Origin of the sequence: Synechococcus sp. CCAP 1479/9, assembly GCF_019038535.1 — a bacterium.
Classification (GTDB): Bacteria; Cyanobacteriota; Cyanobacteriia; order PCC-6307; family Cyanobiaceae; genus Cyanobium.
In genome coordinates this window covers 1-18326 of sequence record NZ_JAFKRK010000017.1, presented here as the reverse complement: position 1 = coordinate 18326, position 18326 = coordinate 1, and the positions used below count along the sequence as shown (strand labels likewise).

Below are 18326 nucleotides of genomic sequence, written 5' to 3'. Positions count from 1 at the left end.
GCTGCCGCGACATCCGCCGCGATGGCGGCCGCGATCGCCGCCTCGGCGGCGGCCGGGGCCGGTGGCGGCGGCGGCGGGGCGGCAGGGGCGGCCTCGGGCACCAGCACCACGGTGCGGTCGGCCCGGGGCACCGGGCCCGTGCTGTCGGGCATGGCCAGGGACTGGAAGGCCACCAGGGCCTGGCCGGCGGAGGCGAAGCGCTCCTCAGGGTGGCGGCTGAGCAGGCGCTGCAGGTGGCGCAGCAGCTCCGGGTCGTGCTCCAGGGCCGCCGGCCAGCGCCACTGCATCGTCGCCGGATCCAGCAGGCGCTCCGGCCCGTCCCCGCTCAGCAGCACCAGGGACACAACCCCGAGGGCGTGCAGATCCATCCAGGGCTGGGCAGGCTCGCCCCTGGCCAGCTCCGGCGGGGCATAGCCCGGGGTGGACCCCAGCAGCCGCTCGCCGGCGGGGCCGCCGGCCGTGCCTCGCACCAGGCCGAAGTCAAGCGGCACCGGCAGGCCGTCGCTGTCGCGGCGCAGCAGGTTGGCGGGACTGAGGTCGCCGTGCAGCAGGTCCTGGCTGTGCAGGGCGGCGAGCACCGGCAGCAGCTGGCGCAGCAGCAGCAGCACCTCCCCCGCGCCGAACACCAGCTGGCGCTCGGCGCGCAGCTCCAGCAGCTGCTGGTAGGTGCGGCCCGCCTGCCACTCCCGCACCAGCCAGAGCTGGCCCTCGGCCTCGATCACGGCGCCGATGCGGGGCACCTGGGGGTGGAGCACCCCCTGCAGCCGCGACCACAGCTCCCGGGCCCGGGCCTGGTCCTGGTCCGGCCCGATGCGGCGCAGGGCCACGGGGCCATCAGCGGCCAGCTGGTCACTCGCCAGCCACAGCTCCCCCTGGGGTCCGCCCATCTCCGCCCCGAGACGGCGCTCAAGCCGGTAGCGGCCGCCGATCACCTGGCCCTGGGCTGCGCTCATGGGATCAGGGCCACGCCGGTGCGCTGGGGCTGCTCGAGGCCGCGGCCCGCCAGCCAGTCCTGGTCGTAGAGGCGGGAGCGGTAGCGATCGCCGCTGTCACAGAGAACGGTGACGATGCGATGGCCGGGCCCCAGCCGCCGGGCCGTCTCCACCGCCGCCGCCACGTTGATCCCCACCGAGCCGCCCATGAACAGGCCCTCCTGCCACAGCAGGCCGTAGATCGTGCGCAGGGCCATGGGGTCGTCGATCCTCACGGCGTCGTCGATCGGCGCCCCCTCCAGGTTGGCGGTGACGCGGCTGTTGCCGATGCCTTCGGTGATCGAGTTGCCCTCGCTCTTCAGGGTGCCGTCGGTGGCCCAGCTGTAGAGGGCGCTGCCGCAGGGATCGGCCAGGACGCAGCGGACCCTGGGATCCTGCTCCTTGAGATAGAGGGCCACCCCGGCGTAGGTGCCGCCGGTGCCGGTGGCGGCCACCCAGGCATCCAGCCGGCCCCCGGTCTGCTCCCAGATCTCCGGCCCGGTGCTGCCGTAATGGGCCCGCCGGTTGGCGAGGTTGTCGAACTGGTTCGCCCACACGGCGCCGGGCGTCTCCTCGGCGATGCGGCCCGAGAGGCGCACGTAGTTGGCCGGGTCGCTGTAGGGCACCGCCGGCACCGTGCGCACCTCGGCACCGAGGCTGCGCAGCAGGCCGATCTTCTCCGCCGACTGGGTCTCGGGGATGACGATCAGGCAGCGGTAGCCGCGGGCATTGCAGAGGTGGGTGAGGCCGATGCCGGTGTTGCCGGCGGTCCCCTCAACCACCGTGCCCCCCGGCGTCAGCAGGCCGCTGGCCTCCGCCTCCTGGAGGATGCCGAGCGCGGCCCGGTCCTTCACCGACCCGCCGGGGTTCATGAATTCCGCCTTGCCCAGGATCTCGCAACCGGTCAGGGCGCTGAGCGCATGGAGCCGGATCAGCGGCGTCCCGCCGACCGCCCCGCTGAAGCCCTCGGTGATCCCGGTGCTCATGCCGTCGCTGTGGGCTCCCATGCGGCTGGCCTTCTCCATCGCTGCGTGGCCGGATCGTAGGGAACATCCCTATGGTCGGCCCCAGAGACCGGCAGGACCATGGGTTCCAGGGCACACGCGCCGGCGGACATCCCCTGCCTCCTGCAACGGCTCCAGGCGGTCCGCCAGCACAGTGAACGCCTGATCCAGGGTCTGGAGCCGGAGGACCTCTGCCTCCAGGGCATGGCCGATGCCAGCCCCGCCAAGTGGCACCTGGGGCACACCACCTGGTTCTTCGAGACCTTCCTGCTGGAGCCCCACCTGCCGGGCCACGCGACGCCCGATCGCCGCTGGGGCCACCTGTTCAACTCCTATTACGAGGCGGTCGGCAGCCGCCATCCCCGCCCCGAACGGGGCCTGCTCACCCGGCCGGCGATCGGCGCGGTGCTCGCCTGGCGCCGGCGGGTCGACGCCGGGCTGGAGACGCTGCTGCTGGAGCTGGATCGCCAGCCACCCGAGGCGGCCGGGCCCCTGCTGGAGCTGGTGGAACTGGGGCTGCAGCACGAGCAGCAGCACCAGGAGCTGCTGCTGATGGATCTGCTCGACGGCTTCAGCCGCAACCCGCTGGAGCCCGCCTACGGCGTCGAACCCCCCGGCGCCGGCGCGCCGGACATCACCGGCGGCTGGCGCTCCCACCCCGGCGGGCTGGTGGAGATCGGCCACGCCGGCGGTGGCTTCCACTTCGACAACGAAGCCCCCCGGCATCGCCAGTGGCTGGAGCCCTTCAGCCTCGCCGAAACCCTCGTCACCAATGAGGCCTACGCCGCCTTCATCGCCGATGACGGCTACCGGCGGCCGGAGCTGTGGATGAGCGAAGGCTGGGCGCTGGTGCAGCAGCACGGCTGGAGCGCACCCCGCTACTGGCGCGGGGAGTGGGAATTCAGCCTGGCGGGCCGCCGGCCGCGGCACCCCCAGGCCCCCGTGCGGCACGTCAGCTGGTTCGAGGCCGATGCCTTTGCCCGCTGGAGCGGCGGCCGCCTGCCCAGCGAAGCCGAATGGGAGCTGGTGGCGACGGAAGCCGCCCAACCGGACGGCCGCCCCCTGCCCCAGGCCTTCGGCGCCCTGTGGCAATGGACCGCCAGCCCCTACCGGCCCTACCCGGGGTTCCGCCCCGCCCCCGGGGCCGTCGGGGAATACAACGGCAAGTTCATGACCTCCCAGTTCGTGCTCCGCGGCAGCTGCTTCCTCACCCCGGCGGGCCACGCCCGCCCCACCTATCGCAATTTCTTCGCCCCCCACTGCCGCTGGATGGCCGCCGGGCTGCGGCTGGCCCGCGACGGCGCTCACGACCGTACCGGCACCCCATGCTGATCGACCTCCATCCCGAACCGGCCGACATGGCCCGGCTGGTGATCGATGGCATGGCCCGCCACCCCAAGCAGCTGCCGGCCTGGCTGCTCTACGACGCCGAGGGGTCCCGCCTGTTCGAGGCGATCTGCGAGCAGCCCGAGTACGGCCTCACCCGCACCGAGACGGCCCTGCTGGAGGCGCGGGCGCCCGAGCTGGCCGCCGCCCTCGGGCCCGGGGTGGTGGTGGAGTTCGGGGCCGGCAGCGCCCGCAAGGTGGGCCCCCTGCTCAGCGCCCTGGAGCCCGCCGCCTATGTCGCCCTCGACATCAGCGCCGACCACCTGGCCCCCGCCTGCCGGGCCCTGCAGCAGCGCCATCCGGACCTGCCTGTGCTCGGCATCTGCTGCGACTACAGCCGCCTGGAGCAGCTGCCCGACCACCCCGCCCTGGCGGGCCACGGCCGGCTGGGCTTCTACCCGGGCAGTTCGATCGGCAACTTCGACCCCGCCGGCGCCCGGGACCTGCTGCGCCAGTTCCGCCGGCTGCTGGGGCCGGACAGCCGCCTGCTGGTCGGCATCGACCAGCCCAAGGCGGTGGAGCGGCTGGAGGCGGCCTACAACGATGCCGCCGGCTGGTCGGAGGCCTTCGCCCGCAACCTGCTCACCCGCCTCAACCGTGATCTGGACGGCGATTTCCTCCCCGACGACTTCCACTACCGGGCCTGGTGGGAGGCCGGCCAGTCCCGCATCGCCATGGCCCTGGTGAGCCGCCGCGACCTGGAGGTCCATCTGGCGGGGCGGTCCTGGCCGTTCGCGGCCGGCGAGCCGTTGATCACCGAATACAGCCACAAGTACGCCCCCGAGGCCTTCCTGGCCCTGGCCGCCGAAGCCGGCTGGCTGGGGGCGGGCCGCTGGAGCGATGCCGCCGGCGATTTCGCCCTGCATCTGCTGGTGCAGGCAGACTCGGAACAGCACCGGAGCGAGCCATGAGCAGGGAGGAGCAGCGTCAGTCCATGCGTGGGGTGCGCGAGGGGCTGATCGAGGAACTCGAGGATCTCTACCGCCGGGCCTTCGACCGCATCGGCGAGCAGGACCTGGGCGAAGGGGCCATCGCCCGGCTGACCCAGCTGCTGCTGCGCTCGCGGGAGGCGGCCATCACCCCCCTGCAGGAGGAGATCGAGGCGCCCCTGATCACCCGCGCCCCCGGCGAACCGGTGCCATGAGCAGCAGCTGGCTGGAGGAACTGGAAGCGCGGCTGGATCAGCAGCTGGAGGGCTTCCTGCGCACCAATCCCCAGCAGGAGGAGCTGCTGCGGGAACAGGCGTCCCGCGACCGCCAGCGGCAGCTGCTGGCGGAACGGGTGCGCCTGCGCCAGCAGGCGGAGGAGCAGCGGCGCGAACTGCTGCGGCTGGCCGAGGAGATCCGCCAGTGGCAGGAGCGCACCGGCCGGGCCCGGGCCGCCGGCGCCGAGGACCTGGCCGGCCGGGCCGAACAGCACGTCGGCGGCCTGATGGACCAGGGCCGCCACCGCTGGCGCGCCCTGGCCGATCTGGGCCAGCGCTTCGCCGGCGTGGAGCAGGAGCTGGCCGAGCTCACCAGCCGGCCCCGCCCCGGCGCCGCCCCCACCCCCGACCTGGAGGCCGACTGGGCCCATTTCGAGGCCCAGCAGGAGCTGCAGGAGCTGAAGCGCCGCAACCAGCGCTGAACCCCGCCGCCCCATGGGTTTCCTGCTCTCGAAACTGCTGCCGCTCGGCCTCTACCCCCTCGGCCTGGCCCTGCTGCTCCAGATCGCCGGCCTGCTGGGCCGCCAGCGCCGCTTCGGCCCGGTGCTCTCCGGGGTGGGCATCGTCCTGCTCTGGCTGGCGGCCACGCCCCTGCTGAGCCGGCAGCTGGTCTGGAGCCTGGAGGAGCGGGCCGCCCGGCTGACGCCGTCGCCGATCCCCAGCGCCGATGCGGTGCTGGTGCTGGGCGGCGGCCTGCGGCCCGCCCTGCCGCCGCGCCAGGGGGTGGAGGTGAACGAGGCCGGCGACCGGCTGCTGCGGGCCGTGGCCCTGATGCGGGAGGGCAAGGCCCCCTGGTTGCTGGTGACCGGCGGCAAGGTCACCTTCATGGCCAACGATCCGGCGGCCGGTGAGGCCCGGCTGGCCAAGGCCCTGGCCACCAGCCTGGGGGTGGCGGCCGATCGGATCGTGACCAGCGAGGAGGGGCGCAACACCGGCGAGGAGGCCGGCGCCCTGGTGCGGGTGGCCCGGCAGCGGGGCTGGAACTCCCTGCTGCTGGTCACCAGCGCCACCCACCTGCCCCGTTCCCTGGCCACCCTGCGCCGCGCCGCCCCGGACCTGCGGATCATCCCGGTGGCCTGCGACTTCCAGCTGCCCGAGCGGCGCTCCTTCGGCACCCCCACCCTGGCCGGCACCGTGATGGGGGTGCTGCCCAGCGCCGAGGCCCTGGTGCTCACCACCACGGCCATGCGCGAGCACCTCGGTCTGCTGGCGTACCGGCTGCGGGGCTGGATCTGAAGGAAGTCGCTCGCTGGATGGCTCCCCGGGCGCTGCGGGGGGTTACTTCTTGGGCGCCGGCGGCACCAGGCTCACGCCTTCGGGCGGCGGGGTGGGGTCGGGATCGGCGATGAGCATGTGCTGCAGAACGATCTCCGGACGTTCACTGTCCCGCCAGCGGATGCGATAGGCGGGCATCTTGGTGCCCCGGCTGGTGGTCTGCTCCACGGGCTCCATGACCCAGCCACGGCGAGATCGCCCCTGGGGATTGCGCTTCACCACAGCATCGGCGTGTTGAAAGCGAAAACCGACGCGCTCACCACTCATACCAGAGCCCCGAGGGGGAGAAGGCCTACTGGGGACCATTATCCCACTGCGTCGGTTCCGCCCTAGTCGCGGGCCTCCGGGCGCAGCAGGGGGAAGGCGATCACATCGCGGATCGAGGGGCTGTCGGTGAGCAGCATGGCGAGGCGGTCGATGCCGATGCCGAGGCCGCCGGTGGGGGGCATGCCCACCTCCAGGGCGTGCAGAAAATCCTCGTCCACCGTCTGGGCTTCGGGGTCCCCCGCCTGGCGGCGCAGCTGCTGCAGCTCGAGCCTGGCGCGCTGATCCAGCGGGTCGATCAGCTCGCTGAAAGCGTTGGCCGTCTCCCGCCCGACGATGAACAGCTCGAAGCGCTCCACCATCCCCGGCTTGCTGCGGTGGGCCCGGGCCAGGGGCGAATTCTCCACCGGGTAGTCCATCACGAAGGTGGGCTGCACCAGGGTGGTCTCCACCGCCTGCTCGAAGGCCTCCACCAGCAGCCGGCCGACGCTGTCGGCCGCCTCGGGGGCCGCCAGGCCGGCGGCCTCCATCGCCGCCACCGCCTCGGCACGGTCGCTGAAGCCGCTGAAATCCAGGCCGGTGGCCTGCTCCACCAGCTCGTGCATGGTGACCCGCCGCCAGGGCGGGGTGAGATCGATCGCCTCGCCCTGGTAGGTGAGGCGCGTGTCGCCGCAGACCTCCAGGCAGGCTGCGGCCAGCAGCTGCTCGGTGAGGTCCATCATCGTGTGGTAGTCGGCGAAGGCCTGGTAGATCTCCACCGAGGTGAACTCAGGGTTGTGGCGGGTGCTGATCCCCTCGTTGCGGAAGATGCGCCCCAGCTCGTAGACCCGCTCGAAGCCCCCCACCACCAGCCGCTTGAGGTGCAGCTCCGTGGCGATGCGCAGGGTGAGGGGCAGGTCGAGGGCGTTGTGGTGGGTGGCGAAGGGGCGGGCGTCGGCGCCGCCGGCCTCGGTCTGCAGGACGGGCGTTTCGATCTCGAGGAAGCCGCGGTCGTCGAGCCAGCGGCGCATGGCGCTCACCAGCCGGGCCCGGCGGCGGAAGGTCTCGCGGGTGTGGGGCGAAACGATCAGGTCGAGGTAGCGCTGGCGGTAGCGCTTCTCCACGTCCGCCAGGCCATGCCACTTGTCGGGCAGGGGCTGGAGCGCCTTGGAGAGCATCACCCAGTCGGTCACCTTCACCGAGAGTTCGCCCCGGTCGGTGCGGCGCAGGCTGCCGTGCACCCCGATCCAGTCGCCGCCATCCACCAGGGAGGTGATCTGGGCGAAGGCCTCGGGCTCGTCCGGGTGGGCCGCCAGCAGGGTGGCCTTCTCGATGAACAGCTGGATCGGACCGGTTTCGTCGGCGATGGTGAAGAAGGCCAGCTTGCCCATCACCCGCCGGGTCATCACCCGGCCCGCCACCGCTACCGCAATCTCCCGCTCCTCGCCGTTGGCCAGGTCGGCATGGGCCTGCTGCAGCTCGGCGGTGCGGTGGCTGGGGGCGAAGCCGAGGGCATAGGGAGCCCGGCCGAGGGCCTCCAGGGCGCGGGCTTTCTCCAGACGGGTCTCACGCAGATCCGACAAGGCAGGCAGGGCGATGGAAAAGGGTCGCAGCCATCCTGCAGGATCAGCCGGCGGCGGCCTGGCCGGGGACTCAGCCGGCGGCGGCCAGGGTTCCCTCGCCCATGCGCTGGGAGGCGTAGCCCGTGCCCCGCACCGTGAGAATCAGCTCCGGGTTGCGGGGGTCAGGCTCGAGCTTGCCGCGCAGCCGCGCCACATACACATCCACCACCCGCAGGTCGGCGGCCCGGCGCGGCGGATAGCCCCAGAGCTGCTCAAGGATCTCGGCCCGGGGCACCACCCGTCCCGGCTCGCGGAACAGCAGCTCCAGCAGGCTGAATTCGGTGTAGGTGAGGGCGATGCGCTGTCCCTCCCGGGTGACCTGGCGGCGGTTGGTGTCGACCACCAGATCCCCCACCCGCAGCACCCCGGAGCCCGTGGGCAGCTCGCGAGGCTCGCTGGTGGCCGCCCCCCGGCCCATGCGGCGCAGGATCGTGGAGATTCGGGCCTCCAGTTCCTTGGGGCTGAAGGGCTTGGGCAGGTAGTCGTCGGCCCCCAGATCCAGGCCCGCCACCCGCTCGGCGATGGCATCGAGGGCGGACAGGAAGATGATCGGAACGCAGGATTCGGCCCGCAGCCGCCGACAGACGGCGAAGCCGTCCAGCTTCGGCAGCATGACGTCGAGGACCACCAGATCGGGCTGCTCCTTGTGGAACAGGGCCAGGGCCTCCTCGCCGTCCTCGGCGCACAGGACCCGGTAGCCGGCCAGCTGCAGTCGCATCAGCAGCACCCGGCGCACGGCGGCCTCGTCGTCGACGACGAGCAGGGTGGCGATCGGCTGGGCAGGCTCCTGGTCGGAGGGTGGCGGTGACGCGGGCTGCTGGGCGGCAGAAACACCACCGGAGGATTCCTGCAGGTCAGCCCCGTCGGTGAAGGGGGAGGCTGAGGATGCAGAGGATGCAACCGATGGCGTGGGCATCGCTCCTGTCCGACCGGATGAAGAATCGCAACCATAACGCGACGCCGTTTCGGGCCGTGAGCACGGAATCGGTTCCGGCAGCTGGCCTCTGGCCGATTTACAACATTTCTTCAGGGTGCCAGTCCCGCCGGCGGCGGCCTCAGGGCCAGCGGGCCTCGGCGTAGCTGTTCCACTGCCTCTCGGCCTCCGCCAGGGCGGCATCGCTGTCGAGCTGCCCCAGCATCGCCCGTTGCAGCTGGGTGTAGAGGATCGCCTGAAGCCGCTTCACCCCCGGGGTCGCCGGCACCAGCACCCGCGCCGCCGCCAGGGTCTCGATCGAGAGCAGCCGGGCACTGTGGACCAGCCGCTCCTGCCCGTCGGCGGGCACCGCCGCCCGCAGCCGCCCCTCCAGGCTCGCCAGGGCGCCCCGGGAGGAGGGCAGCACCCGGGCCTCCTCGGCGAAGGCCAGCTGGTTGGCAGCGTCGCTCAGGAACAGGGCAAAGCTCACCGCCTCCGGGGCCATGGCGCTCTGGCGCGGCACCACCAGGTTCATCACCGCCACGTTGGCCTCGCCGCTGGCCCCGGTCAGGGGCGGGAAGGGGGCGGAGGTGGCGGCGATGCCGGGGGCGTTGGTCTGCAGGTTGCGCAGGAAATCCGGGCCGCTGGCCACCTGGGCAAGGTCCCCCGCCTGGTACAGCTCGATCGCCCGCCGGTACCCCTGGCTCACCACCTCCCGTGGCAGCAGGCCGCGGCGGTAGAGATCGCTCCAGAAGGCGAAGGCCCGGCGACCGGCGGGGCTGTTGAACGCCGCCCGCTGGCGGTCGTCCAGCAGCCGCACCCCCATCTGCACCAGTGCCTCCATCAACTCGCCGGAGTCGTCGGGCACCACGGTCACGAACAGGGCGTAGCGGCCGGTGCGGCTCCGGACGGCCTCCGCATAGGCCGGCACCTCCTCCCAGCGGCGCGGCGGGGCGGCCAGGCCGGCCTTCTGCAGCAGCCGGCGGTTGGCGATCGTCACCCGGGCCGTCAGGTACCAGGGAATGCCGAACTGTTCCCCCCCCTGCTGGCCCGAGGTCCAGATCCCGGCCAGGTAGCGCTCGGCGGCATCGGGGGGAAGCAGGGGGATGAGGTCCCGCAGGCCCCCCTTGCTGGCCAGGTTGGCGGCGAAGTTGGGGTTGAGGTTGACCAGGTCCGGCGCGGTGCGGGCGAACACCGAGGCCAGCAGCTTGCGTTCCACCGACCCCCAGGGCACGTCGGTCCAGCGCACCGTCACGCCGGGATGGGCCCGCTCCCAGGCGGCGATCACCCGCCCCATGTAGTCGTTGAAGCGGGGCGCCAGATCCAGGGTCCAGACGTTGAGCACCTTGCCCCGGCCGGACGCGGGCGGCCGGGCACAGGCCCCGGCGGCGAGGGCGAGGGCGAACGGGGCGGCCAGCAGCCGCAGAGCCTGGCGGCGGGGCAGGCGGGACGGCCGGCTGGAGCGGGGAGACATCCTGGCCATGGCCTAACGGCGCCAGCCGGAGCCCAGTTGCCGCCAGAGCAGCAGTTGCAGGGAGCAGAGCATCGGTGCGAGCACGGCCGTGATCAGGGTCTGGGCGAGCAGAACCCGCAGGCCGGATCCCGCCAGATCATCCCAGCGCCAGCCCGGCAGGGCCAGCAGGGCGGGATTGACCCCGTGCTCCTGAGCGCTGCGGCCCGCCAACGGTCCCGCCAGCTGCAGCGCCTCCCGGGTGCCGATCCAGTCGAGGATCCCCCACTGCAGCATCAGGGTGAGGCCCAGCAGGGCCGTGCCGATCAGGGCGAGCAGGCCGAGGCTGAAGCTGCGCTGGATCGGCGCCGCCCGCCGTCCCATCCGCCCCCACCACCAGCCCAGCAGCAGCAGGGCGGGGATCTGGGTGACGCCACCGGGGTGGAGGGCATCCAGCAGCAGGCCCAGGGCCAGGCCGGCGCAGGCCCCCGAGAAGGGGCCGTCGCACAGCGCCCAGGGCAGCAGCCACAGCACCGCCCAGCAGGGACCGACGCCGTCGAGGGCCAGCCAGCCCGGCGAGGCCAGGACGAGCAGCGGCACCAGCAGGACCGTGGCGGCAAGCAGGGGCTGCCGGCTGAGCAGATCCATCAGCGCACCTGCACCTGCACCCAGTCGAGGGCCGACACCGGCGCGATCAGCTGCACCACCGCCTCCGGCGCCGGATCGGCATTGGCGTCCATGGTCTGGATCACGCCCACCGGTAGGTTCGGCGGCACCAGGGTGCTGGCGGGGGAGGTCACCACCACGTCACCGGGACGGGCCTGGGGATCCTTCTCCAGGAAGCGCAGCAGGGGCCGGGCGGTGCCAATGCCGGTGAGCAGGCCGTGGTGCTGGGTGCGCCCCACCCAGACCCCGACCCGGCTGCTGGGATCGGTGAGCAAGGTGACGGTGGCGGTGCTGGGGGTGACGCTCCCCACCAGGCCGACCAGGCCGCCGGGGCCGAGCACCGCCTGGCCTGCCCGGATGCCGCTCAGGGCCCCCTGGCCGAGCAGCAGCTGGCGCCACCAGCCGGAGCCCTCCCGGGAGATCACCGGGGCGGTCACCCGGTTGGGATTCTTCTGCTGCAGGTCCAGGAGCGACCGGAGCCGCTGGTTGTCCCGCTCCAGCTGCGAGAGACGGGCCCCGTCCTCCACCCGGCGGGCCGACCGCAGCCACTCCGCCTGGGCCGTCCCCGGCCAGAAGGGTCGGCTGAGGAAGGCGTAGGCGTCGGTGAGCATCGCCCCCTTACTGAGACGCACGGCCACGAGCGCCAGCAGCACCAGCAGCCAGGGCAGGAGGCGTCGCAGGGAGGAGCCGTCGACGAAGCGGAGCCAGCGCCAAGCCGGCATCGGACTCAGGCCGTCATGCGGGCGAATTCGGGGGTGTCGAGCACGCGCTCAAGCCGGCTGTAGTCCTCCAGGACCATGCCGCAGCCGTTGACCACACAGAGCAGGGGGTCTTCGGCCACGTGGGTGAGGATCCCGGTCTCGTGGCTGATCAGGTCGCAGATGCCCCGCACCAGGGCGCCGCCGCCGGCGAGCATGATCCCCCGGTCGACGATGTCGGCCGCCAGCTCGGGAGGGGTGCGCTCCAGGGTGCGCTTGACCGCCTCCACGATCACGTTGAGCGGCTCGGCCATGGCTTCGCGGATGTCGCCGGCCCGGATGTTGATCGTGCGCGGCAGGCCGGAGAGCAGGTGCAGACCCCGCACGTCCATGGAGGTCTCATCGTGGCCGTCGTCGGGGAAGGCGGAGCCGATGCGGATCTTGATGTCCTCGGCGGTGCGCTCGCCCACCACCAGGTTGTGGACCTTCTTGAGGTAGACGCTGATGGCGTCGCTGAGTTCGTCGCCGGCCACCCGCACCGACTCGCTCAGGACGGTGCCGCCCAGGCTGAGCACGGCCACCTCGGTGGTGCCGCCGCCGATGTCGACGATCATGGTTCCCACCGGATCGGTCACCGGCAGACCGGCGCCGATGGCGGCCGCCACCGGCTCATCGATCAGGTGCACCTGACGGGCCCCGGCCAGGCCGGCCTGATGCACGGCCCGGCGCTCGACGCCGGTGACGCCACTGGGGATGCCGATCACCAGACGCGGGGCGATCACGCCGCGGCCTTCGTTGCCCTTCTGGATGAAGCTCTTGATCATCTGCTCGGCGGCGTCGAAGTCGGCGATGACGCCGTCGCGCAGGGGCCGGATCGCCCGGATGTTGCCGGGGGTGCGGCCGAGCATCAGCTTGGCCTCCTCGCCCACCGCCAGGGGGGTGCCGCGCTCCAGATCGATCGCCACCACGGAGGGCTCCTGCAGCACGATCCCCTTGCCCGAGACGTACATCAGTGTGTTGGCCGTCCCCAGATCGATGCCGATGTCGCGGGAGAACTGGAAGCGGCGGAAAAACACGGGCAAGGCCTCTGGCAGCGGTGAATCATAGGTGGGGCATTCCCGGCGGCCCTCCGCAGAGCCGCCGGGTGTGACAACCGGGACGAAGGGTGGAACGGAAAGGGAGAGGCCCCCGATCGGGGTGCCGCATCATTGATCCATTCGTTCCAGGAGCACGCCATGGGCGTCAATTCCATCACCCTCGTCGGCAGAGCCGGCCGCGACCCGGAGGTCCGCTATTTCGAATCCGGCAGCATGGTCGCCAACCTCACCCTGGCGGTGAACCGCCGCAGCCGCGACGACGAGCCGGACTGGTTCAACCTGGAGATCTGGGGCAAGCAGGCCCAGGTGGCCGCCGACTACGTCCGCAAGGGTGCCCTGATCGGCATCATCGGCTCCTTCAAGCTCGACCGCTGGACGGACAGGGCCAGCGGTGAGGAGCGCAGCAAGCCGGTGATCCGCGTCGATCGGCTGGAGCTGCTCGGCAGCAAGCGGGATGCGGAGGGAGGCGGCGGCGGCAGCTTCGGGGGCGGTTTCGGCGGCGGTGAGCCCAGTGAGGAAGAAGTGCCCTTCTGAGCATTTCTACCCGGCTTGCGCTGCGGGGGCTTGTGCCAGTGGCCCAGCCGGGTTATCAAGCGTCCGAAGCCAGAGAAGGCGCCCCCCGGGGCGCCTTTTTTACTGTCCGGGGCCGGGCCGGAGTCCCTGCAGGCCCGGGGCTCCGCTCAGGGCCGCTGGCGGCTCTGCTTCCAGATCCGCAGCCCCAGCCACACGGCGCCCGCCAGCACCGCCACCAGCAGCAGCACCTTCACCACCCGGGCGGCGGGCTCGATCCAGCGCTCCACATTCGTGTAGCCCTCCCCCAGCGCCAGGCCCGCCAGCGTCAGCAGCAGGGTCCAGATCAGGCTGCCGGCGGTGGTCCAGAGCAGGAAGGGGGCCATCGGCATCATCTCGATGCCGGCAGGCACGGAGATCAGGGTGCGGATGCCGGGCACCAGCCGGCCCCAGAACACCAGGGCCGTGCCGTGGCGGCTGAACCAGCGGCGGCTGCGGCGCAGCTCCTGGGGGCTGATGCCGATCCAGCGGCCGTGGCGTTCCAGCCAGTGCTCGATGCGCTCCTCGTTCACCAGCCGGCCGATGCCGTACCAGGGAAGGGCACCGAGCACGGTGCCCAGCAGGCCGGCCAGCACCACCGGCACGAGGGAGAGCTTGCCCTGATGCACAAAAAACCCCCCGAGCGGCATGATCAGCTCGGAGGGAATCGGGGGGAAAAGGTTCTCCAGGAACATGGCCGCGAAGATCGCGCCATACCCTGCCGCCGGGTTGGCCTCCACGGCCGCACCAATCATCTCGGGCAGCTTCTGGACCAGTTCGATCGCCATCGGGCCAGCCGGATCAGAGGCGCCAGTCTTCCACGACGGCCCGGACGCTGCCAGCAGCGCCGGGCCGTCGCCGCTCAGTAGCGGTAGTGGTCGAGCTTGTAGGGGCCTTCCACGGGCACGGCGATATAGGCCGCCTGCTCGGGGGTGAGCTCGGTGAGCCGGGCGCCGATCCGGTCGAGGTGCAGGCGGGCCACCATCTCGTCGAGGTGCTTGGGCAGCACGTAGACCTCCTTGCCGTACGCGTCGCCCTTGGTGAAGAGCTCGATCTGGGCCAGCACCTGGTTGGTGAAGGAGTTGCTCATCACGAAGCTGGGGTGGCCGGTGCCGCAGCCCAGGTTCACCAGCCGGCCCTCGGCCAGCAGGATGATCCGGTTGCCGCTGGGCAGGATCACGTGATCCACCTGGGGCTTGATGTTCTCCCAGGCGTACTGCTTGAGGGACGCCACATCGATCTCGTTGTCGAAGTGGCCGATGTTGCACACGATCGCCTGGTTCTTCATGGCGAGCAGGTGCTCGTGGCGGATCACCTGGTAGTTCCCCGTGGCGGTCACGAAGATGTCCACATCCGCCACCACGTCCTCGAGACGGACGACGCGATAGCCCTCCATGGCGGCCTGCAGGGCGCAGATCGGATCGATCTCGGCGATCATCACCGTGGCGCCGAGCCCGCGCAGGGACTGGGCCGAACCCTTGCCCACGTCGCCGTAGCCCAGCACCAGGGCCACCTTGCCGGCCACCATCACATCGGTGGCACGCTTGATGCTGTCAACCAGCGATTCGCGGCAGCCGTAGAGGTTGTCGAACTTGCTCTTGGTGACCGAGTCGTTGACGTTGATGGCCGGGAACGGCAGCTCACCGCTCTTCTGCATCTGGTACAGCCGGGCCACGCCGGTGGTGGTCTCCTCGGTGACGCCCTGGATGTTGGCGTAGATGCGGGAGTAGAAGCCCGGCTGCACCGCCAGCTTCTGACGGATGGAATTGAACAGCGCCACTTCCTCCTCGCTGGAGGGGTTGTCGAGCACCGAGAGATCCTTCTCGGCCTTGCTGCCGAGCACCACCAGGCCGGTGGCATCGCCACCGTCGTCGAGGATCATGTTGGGGGTGCCGCCGTCGCCCCACTCGAGGATGCGGTGGGTGAAGGCCCAGTACTCATCAAGGGTTTCGCCCTTGTAGGCGAACACCGGAATGCCGGCGGCGGCGATGGCGGCGGCGGCGTGGTCCTGGGTGGAGAAGATGTTGCAGGAGGCCCAGCGCACTTCGGCGCCGAGGGCCACCAGGGTCTCGATCAGAACGGCGGTCTGGATGGTCATGTGCAGACTGCCGGCGATCCGGGCGCCCTTCAGGGGCTGCTCGGCACCGAATTTCTCGCGCAGGGCCATCAGGCCGGGCATCTCGGTTTCGGCGATCGCCAGTTCCTTGCGGCCCCAGTCGGCCAGGCCGAGATCGGCGATCACATAGGACGCGGTCGCCTGAAGGCCAGCAAAAGCAGCCTCAGGGCTGGAAGGTGTTGCCACCATGAATGGGAAGCTCCCCAAGGGGAGGACGAAGAAGTGGAAATATCTGCAGAGACGCCGAGGCTTCGGGCTCGCTGGAGGGCAATCTACATCGATGGAATCCGCTGACGCGATCGAGGTGTGCCATCTGGCGGACCCCGCCGCCACCGACGCCCTGGGGCGGCGACTGGCGTCGCAGTTGCTCGCGGCCGGTGACGGTGACGGCGCCCTGCTGCTGCTGCGGGGGGAGCTCGGGGCCGGCAAGACGTCGCTGGTGCAGGGGCTGGCCGCCGCCCTGGGCATCGCCGAGCCGGTCACCAGCCCCACCTTCGCCCTGGCCCAGCACTACGACACCGATACCGGCTCCGACGCCGGCACCACGGCCCTGGTGCACCTGGATCTCTACCGGCTGGAGCCTGGCGCCGCGGCCGATGAACTGTTCGCCCAGGAGGAGGAGGACGCCCGCGGCCTCGGCGCCGTCCTGGCGGTGGAGTGGCCCGAGCGGCTCAGCTTCCTGCCCCAGGGAGCCTGGGAGGTGGCGTTGAGCCACGCGGAGGAGGGCGAGGGCCGGCTGGCCCGGATCACGCCGCCAGGCTTCACCCCGCCGCCGGGCTTGACCCCGCCGCGATCCGCGCCTCCAGCGCCGCGATGATGCGGGCGTTGGCGGCCGGGAAGGGGTAGCTGGCGAGCTCATCGGGCGCCACCCAGCGCACCTGCTGGGAGGCCAGCGGCTGCGGCTCCCCCGCCAGCCAGCGGCAGAGATGCACCACGAAGCGCAGCCGCTTGTGGCTGTAGGCGTGCTCGAGGGTGATCAGCTCCTCCCCGACCGTCACCTCGATGGCCAGCTCCTCGCGCAGCTCGCGCCGGATCGTCGCCTCGATCGCCTCGCCCGGTTCCTGCTTGCCCCCCGGAAACTCCCACAGCCCCCCGAGCAGGCCCTCCGGGAGCCGCTGGTCGATCAGCACCCTGCCCGCATCGTCCGACACCACCCCCACCCCGATCACCTGGAACGGCACGGGCGGTGGGGTGTCCTTCACGGGGAAGCGGCCGGGGTCGCCGGCAGCGTAGGCAGCGCAGTGCGGCTGCCACGGACAGGTGCCGCAGGCGGGCTGGCGGGGGGTGCAGACGCCGGCGCCCAGGTCCATCAGGGCCTGGTTGAAGGCGCGGGGCCGCTGCGGGTCGAGCAGGGTCTCGCTGAGCCGCCAGAACCCGGCCAGCTCCCGCTTCGGCGGAACCGGGTGGGCCACCAGCCGGGCCAGCACCCGCTGGACGTTGCCGTCGAGGATCGCGAAGGGACGGTCGAAGGCGGAGGAGAGGATGCTGCCGGCGGTGCTGCGGCCGATGCCCGGCAGGGCCATCCAGCCCTCGAGGCTGCGCGGCCAGGGGTCGCCGCTGCCCTCAGCCGATGGCTGGGCCGCGGCGACGAGCTGCCGGGCCCCCGCGTGCAGACGGCGGGCCCGGGCGTAGTAGCCCAGGCCCTGCCAGAGCATCAGCACGTCGTGCTCGCTGGCGGCGGCGAGGGCGCCGAGATCAGGGAAGGCCGCCATCCAGCGGTGCCAGTAGGGCAGCACCACCGCCAGCTGGGTCTGCTGCAGCATCACCTCGGCGACCCAGACCCCGTAGGCGGCCAGGGGCTCCCCCGGCCCCGGCCGGGAGCCATCGGGGTGCAGCTTCCAGGGGATCTGGTGGCGGCCCTCCCGCTCCCACCAGGCGAGCAGATCGGCCCGCAGGGGCTCGATCGGACCCGGAAGCTGTGGGGGCCGCGTCCTAGAGGAACCCACCCGGTCGGGGTCGGCCGCTGGAGAGGGACACGTTGCCCTGCAAGGGGCCCTGCCCAGCCCCCTGGCCCGCCCCCTGGGCAGAGGCCGCCGGCGGGGCGGGCCGCGGTGGCGGCTGGGGCACGGCCACCACGTTGAAGGCGATCGACCAGCGCTCCCCCTCGCCGCGGAAGGGGGGCACCGAATGGGGCTGCCAGGCCGGGAACACGTAGAAGTCACCGGGCACCGGCAGCACGTAGTGGGCCATTCCGGTGCGGAAGCTCTGGATGTGCCATTCCTCCGGGCCGTGGAAACAGAGCTGGCCGTCGAAGCTGTCGGCCCGGATCTGGGGCGGCACCTGCAGGAACAGCACGCCGGAGAAGCTGCCGCCGTGGGTGTGGGTGGGGTTGTAGTCGCCGGCGCGCTGGGCGTTGAGCCAGAGGTCGATCATCTGCAGGCCGTAGCGGCCCGGCGTCCAGGGCCCCCGGCCCTGGGGCGGCTGCTGGTCGATCACGTGGCGGATCCAGCGCTCGCAGGCCGGCAGGATCACCGAACGGCAGAGCTCGGCGGCGGCGGGGTGGTCGGGGCCCAGTTCCCGCTGCTGGGTCAGCTGGCCGGCCAGCTTCACCGAGGCATCGGGACTGCGTTCGGGTGCCGCCAGCACCCCCCGGGCCATGGCCTGCAGATCGGCCAGCTGGGCGGGGCCCAGATGGCCCTGGAGCAGATAGCGGGGGAAGAGGCTGATCACCTCCATCGTCGGGTCCTCCGAGGCTGCGGGGGGCATGCCGGCCATGGGAGGAGGAGGTGCGTGCGGTTCCAAGCCTCGCAAACGGAGCGCCCGGGAAGGCGTCAGATGGCCACGTAGGCCTCGACCGCGTCGCTGACGCGCCGGAGGCCGGCCAGGCCGTCGCGCTCCAGGTTGCGCACCCGGTCGCGGCTGATGCCCAGGATGCGGCCGATGCCGGTGAGGCTCATGGGCTCCTCGCCGTCGATGCCGTAGCGCATCTTCAGCACCCGCCCCTGCAGTTCCGGCAGCTGCTCCAGCAGCGCCCGCAGGTCCCCCTTGAGGCATTCGCCGTCCACCAGATCGGCGGGCAGCAGGTCGTCGCCGGCCAGCAGATCCAGCAGCTCGGTGTCCTCACCGTCGCCCACCTTCGTCTCCAGGCTCACCGGCTGGCGGGCGCGGCAGAGCAGATCCTTCACCTCCTCC

The 18326-nt window shown here is 71.9% G+C and carries 21 protein-coding genes; 7 read left to right on the top strand and 14 right to left on the bottom strand.

Features of this window, described 5'->3' with window-relative positions:
* The coding region (locus tag KUG38_RS07180; RefSeq protein ID WP_502988690.1) for a protein kinase domain-containing protein at positions 1-953 on the bottom strand (953 nt) is incomplete at its 3' end.
* Positions 950-1978, bottom strand: a complete 1029-nt coding sequence (locus tag KUG38_RS07175; RefSeq protein ID WP_286195762.1) for a cysteine synthase A — start codon at positions 1976-1978, stop codon at positions 950-952. The genes KUG38_RS07175 and KUG38_RS07180, both read right to left, overlap by 4 nt.
* Positions 1979-2056: 78 nt before the next feature.
* On the opposite strand from KUG38_RS07175, the gene egtB reads away from it, so the two are divergent.
* Genes egtB through KUG38_RS07150 form a run of 5 tightly spaced genes read left to right on the top strand, consistent with a single transcriptional unit; the run spans position 2057 to position 5801 of the window.
* A complete protein-coding gene (gene egtB, locus KUG38_RS07170) occupies positions 2057-3307 on the top strand; it encodes an ergothioneine biosynthesis protein EgtB (RefSeq protein WP_216920253.1) in 1251 nt (416 codons plus the stop codon).
* A complete protein-coding gene (egtD, locus tag KUG38_RS07165; RefSeq protein WP_216920252.1) occupies positions 3301-4272 on the top strand; it encodes an L-histidine N(alpha)-methyltransferase in 972 nt (323 codons plus the stop codon). Before egtB ends, egtD begins: the two co-directional genes overlap by 7 nt.
* A complete protein-coding gene (locus KUG38_RS07160) occupies positions 4269-4505 on the top strand; it encodes a hercynine metabolism small protein (RefSeq protein ID WP_094584291.1) in 237 nt (78 codons plus the stop codon). The genes egtD and KUG38_RS07160 overlap by 4 nt, the downstream gene beginning before the upstream one ends.
* Positions 4502-4987 carry a hercynine metabolism protein gene (locus tag KUG38_RS07155; RefSeq protein ID WP_216920251.1) on the top strand — a complete coding sequence of 162 codons (486 nt, stop codon included), beginning with the start codon at positions 4502-4504 and terminating at the stop codon, positions 4985-4987. The genes KUG38_RS07160 and KUG38_RS07155 overlap by 4 nt, the downstream gene beginning before the upstream one ends.
* Positions 4988-5000: 13 nt before the next feature.
* Complete coding sequence (locus KUG38_RS07150; RefSeq protein ID WP_216920250.1) at positions 5001-5801, top strand: YdcF family protein; 801 nt, start codon at positions 5001-5003, stop codon at positions 5799-5801.
* A gap of 42 nt (positions 5802-5843) precedes the next feature.
* On the opposite strand, the gene KUG38_RS07145 is transcribed toward KUG38_RS07150, so the two are convergent.
* The 7 genes from KUG38_RS07145 to KUG38_RS07115 all read right to left on the bottom strand — a co-directional run bounded on the left by KUG38_RS07145 (position 5844) and on the right by KUG38_RS07115 (position 12508).
* Positions 5844-6107, bottom strand: a complete 264-nt coding sequence (locus KUG38_RS07145) for a DUF8660 family protein (RefSeq protein WP_035832975.1) — start codon at positions 6105-6107, stop codon at positions 5844-5846.
* A gap of 62 nt (positions 6108-6169) precedes the next feature.
* Positions 6170-7666, bottom strand: coding sequence for a lysine--tRNA ligase (gene lysS / locus KUG38_RS07140; RefSeq protein ID WP_216920249.1), 1497 nt, complete (start codon positions 7664-7666; stop codon positions 6170-6172).
* 70 nt (positions 7667-7736) lie between these two features.
* Positions 7737-8621 (bottom strand): response regulator transcription factor RpaB, encoded by an 885-nt coding sequence (gene rpaB, locus KUG38_RS07135; RefSeq protein WP_286195761.1) that lies wholly within the window; start codon positions 8619-8621, stop codon positions 7737-7739.
* A gap of 139 nt (positions 8622-8760) precedes the next feature.
* Positions 8761-10101, bottom strand: a complete 1341-nt coding sequence (locus KUG38_RS07130) for an ABC transporter substrate-binding protein (RefSeq protein WP_216920248.1) — start codon at positions 10099-10101, stop codon at positions 8761-8763.
* Between the two features lie 3 nt (positions 10102-10104).
* Positions 10105-10716 carry a rod shape-determining protein MreD gene (locus KUG38_RS07125; RefSeq protein WP_216920246.1) on the bottom strand — a complete coding sequence of 204 codons (612 nt, stop codon included), beginning with the start codon at positions 10714-10716 and terminating at the stop codon, positions 10105-10107.
* Positions 10716-11456, bottom strand: coding sequence for a rod shape-determining protein MreC (mreC, locus tag KUG38_RS07120; protein ID WP_216920244.1), 741 nt, complete (start codon positions 11454-11456; stop codon positions 10716-10718). The genes KUG38_RS07125 and mreC overlap by 1 nt, the downstream gene beginning before the upstream one ends.
* Before the next feature lie 5 nt (positions 11457-11461).
* Positions 11462-12508, bottom strand: a complete 1047-nt coding sequence (locus KUG38_RS07115; RefSeq protein ID WP_216920256.1) for a rod shape-determining protein — start codon at positions 12506-12508, stop codon at positions 11462-11464.
* A gap of 159 nt (positions 12509-12667) precedes the next feature.
* Here KUG38_RS07115 and KUG38_RS07110 point away from each other — a divergent pair, with 159 nt between their 5' ends.
* A complete protein-coding gene (locus KUG38_RS07110) occupies positions 12668-13063 on the top strand; it encodes a single-stranded DNA-binding protein (RefSeq protein WP_216920242.1) in 396 nt (131 codons plus the stop codon).
* A 146-nt stretch (positions 13064-13209) separates the two neighbouring features.
* On the opposite strand, the gene KUG38_RS07105 is transcribed toward KUG38_RS07110, so the two are convergent.
* Together KUG38_RS07105 and ahcY are read right to left on the bottom strand one after the other, a co-directional pair.
* Complete coding sequence (locus KUG38_RS07105) at positions 13210-13866, bottom strand: DedA family protein (protein WP_094584282.1); 657 nt, start codon at positions 13864-13866, stop codon at positions 13210-13212.
* Positions 13867-13940: 74 nt separating this feature from the next.
* Positions 13941-15383 (bottom strand): adenosylhomocysteinase, encoded by a 1443-nt coding sequence (ahcY, locus tag KUG38_RS07100; protein ID WP_216920235.1) that lies wholly within the window; start codon positions 15381-15383, stop codon positions 13941-13943.
* Positions 15384-15474: 91 nt separating this feature from the next.
* Between ahcY and tsaE the strand changes: the two genes are divergently transcribed.
* Positions 15475-16011 carry a tRNA (adenosine(37)-N6)-threonylcarbamoyltransferase complex ATPase subunit type 1 TsaE gene (tsaE, locus tag KUG38_RS07095; RefSeq protein ID WP_216920233.1) on the top strand — a complete coding sequence of 179 codons (537 nt, stop codon included), beginning with the start codon at positions 15475-15477 and terminating at the stop codon, positions 16009-16011.
* Here the strand turns inward: tsaE and mutT are convergent.
* The 3 genes from mutT to KUG38_RS07080 form a co-directional block, all read right to left on the bottom strand.
* Entirely contained in the window at positions 15956-17140 is a 1185-nt protein-coding gene (gene mutT / locus KUG38_RS07090; RefSeq protein WP_502988689.1) for an 8-oxo-dGTP diphosphatase MutT, read from the bottom strand. The two genes, tsaE and mutT, sit on opposite strands and share 56 nt — an antisense overlap.
* Complete coding sequence (locus tag KUG38_RS07085; protein WP_216920254.1) at positions 17127-17900, bottom strand: putative 2OG-Fe(II) oxygenase; 774 nt, start codon at positions 17898-17900, stop codon at positions 17127-17129. Before KUG38_RS07085 ends, mutT begins: the two co-directional genes overlap by 14 nt.
* 65 nt (positions 17901-17965) lie before the next feature.
* On the bottom strand, positions 17966-18326 hold a 361-nt coding region (locus tag KUG38_RS07080; protein WP_286195759.1), incomplete at its 5' end, for a sigma factor-like helix-turn-helix DNA-binding protein.

Excerpts from the sequence above, each read along its gene's own strand:
- KUG38_RS07175 (WP_286195762.1), bottom strand. The coding sequence starts at position 1,978 with ATGGGAGCCCACAGCGACGGCATGAGCACCGGGATCACCGAGGGCTTC.
- egtB (WP_216920253.1), top strand. The coding sequence starts at position 2,057 with ATGGGTTCCAGGGCACACGCGCCGGCGGACATCCCCTGCCTCCTGCAA.
- egtD (WP_216920252.1), top strand. The coding sequence starts at position 3,301 with ATGCTGATCGACCTCCATCCCGAACCGGCCGACATGGCCCGGCTGGTG.
- KUG38_RS07160 (WP_094584291.1), top strand. The coding sequence starts at position 4,269 with ATGAGCAGGGAGGAGCAGCGTCAGTCCATGCGTGGGGTGCGCGAGGGG.
- KUG38_RS07155 (WP_216920251.1), top strand. The coding sequence starts at position 4,502 with ATGAGCAGCAGCTGGCTGGAGGAACTGGAAGCGCGGCTGGATCAGCAG.
- KUG38_RS07150 (WP_216920250.1), top strand. The coding sequence starts at position 5,001 with ATGGGTTTCCTGCTCTCGAAACTGCTGCCGCTCGGCCTCTACCCCCTC.
- KUG38_RS07145 (WP_035832975.1), bottom strand. The coding sequence starts at position 6,107 with ATGAGTGGTGAGCGCGTCGGTTTTCGCTTTCAACACGCCGATGCTGTG.
- rpaB (WP_286195761.1), bottom strand. The coding sequence starts at position 8,621 with ATGCCCACGCCATCGGTTGCATCCTCTGCATCCTCAGCCTCCCCCTTC.
- KUG38_RS07130 (WP_216920248.1), bottom strand. The coding sequence starts at position 10,101 with ATGGCCAGGATGTCTCCCCGCTCCAGCCGGCCGTCCCGCCTGCCCCGC.
- KUG38_RS07125 (WP_216920246.1), bottom strand. The coding sequence starts at position 10,716 with ATGGATCTGCTCAGCCGGCAGCCCCTGCTTGCCGCCACGGTCCTGCTG.
- mreC (WP_216920244.1), bottom strand. The coding sequence starts at position 11,456 with ATGCCGGCTTGGCGCTGGCTCCGCTTCGTCGACGGCTCCTCCCTGCGA.
- KUG38_RS07110 (WP_216920242.1), top strand. The coding sequence starts at position 12,668 with ATGGGCGTCAATTCCATCACCCTCGTCGGCAGAGCCGGCCGCGACCCG.
- KUG38_RS07105 (WP_094584282.1), bottom strand. The coding sequence starts at position 13,866 with ATGGCGATCGAACTGGTCCAGAAGCTGCCCGAGATGATTGGTGCGGCC.
- ahcY (WP_216920235.1), bottom strand. The coding sequence starts at position 15,383 with ATGGTGGCAACACCTTCCAGCCCTGAGGCTGCTTTTGCTGGCCTTCAG.
- tsaE (WP_216920233.1), top strand. The coding sequence starts at position 15,475 with ATGGAATCCGCTGACGCGATCGAGGTGTGCCATCTGGCGGACCCCGCC.
- KUG38_RS07085 (WP_216920254.1), bottom strand. The coding sequence starts at position 17,900 with ATGCCCCCCGCAGCCTCGGAGGACCCGACGATGGAGGTGATCAGCCTC.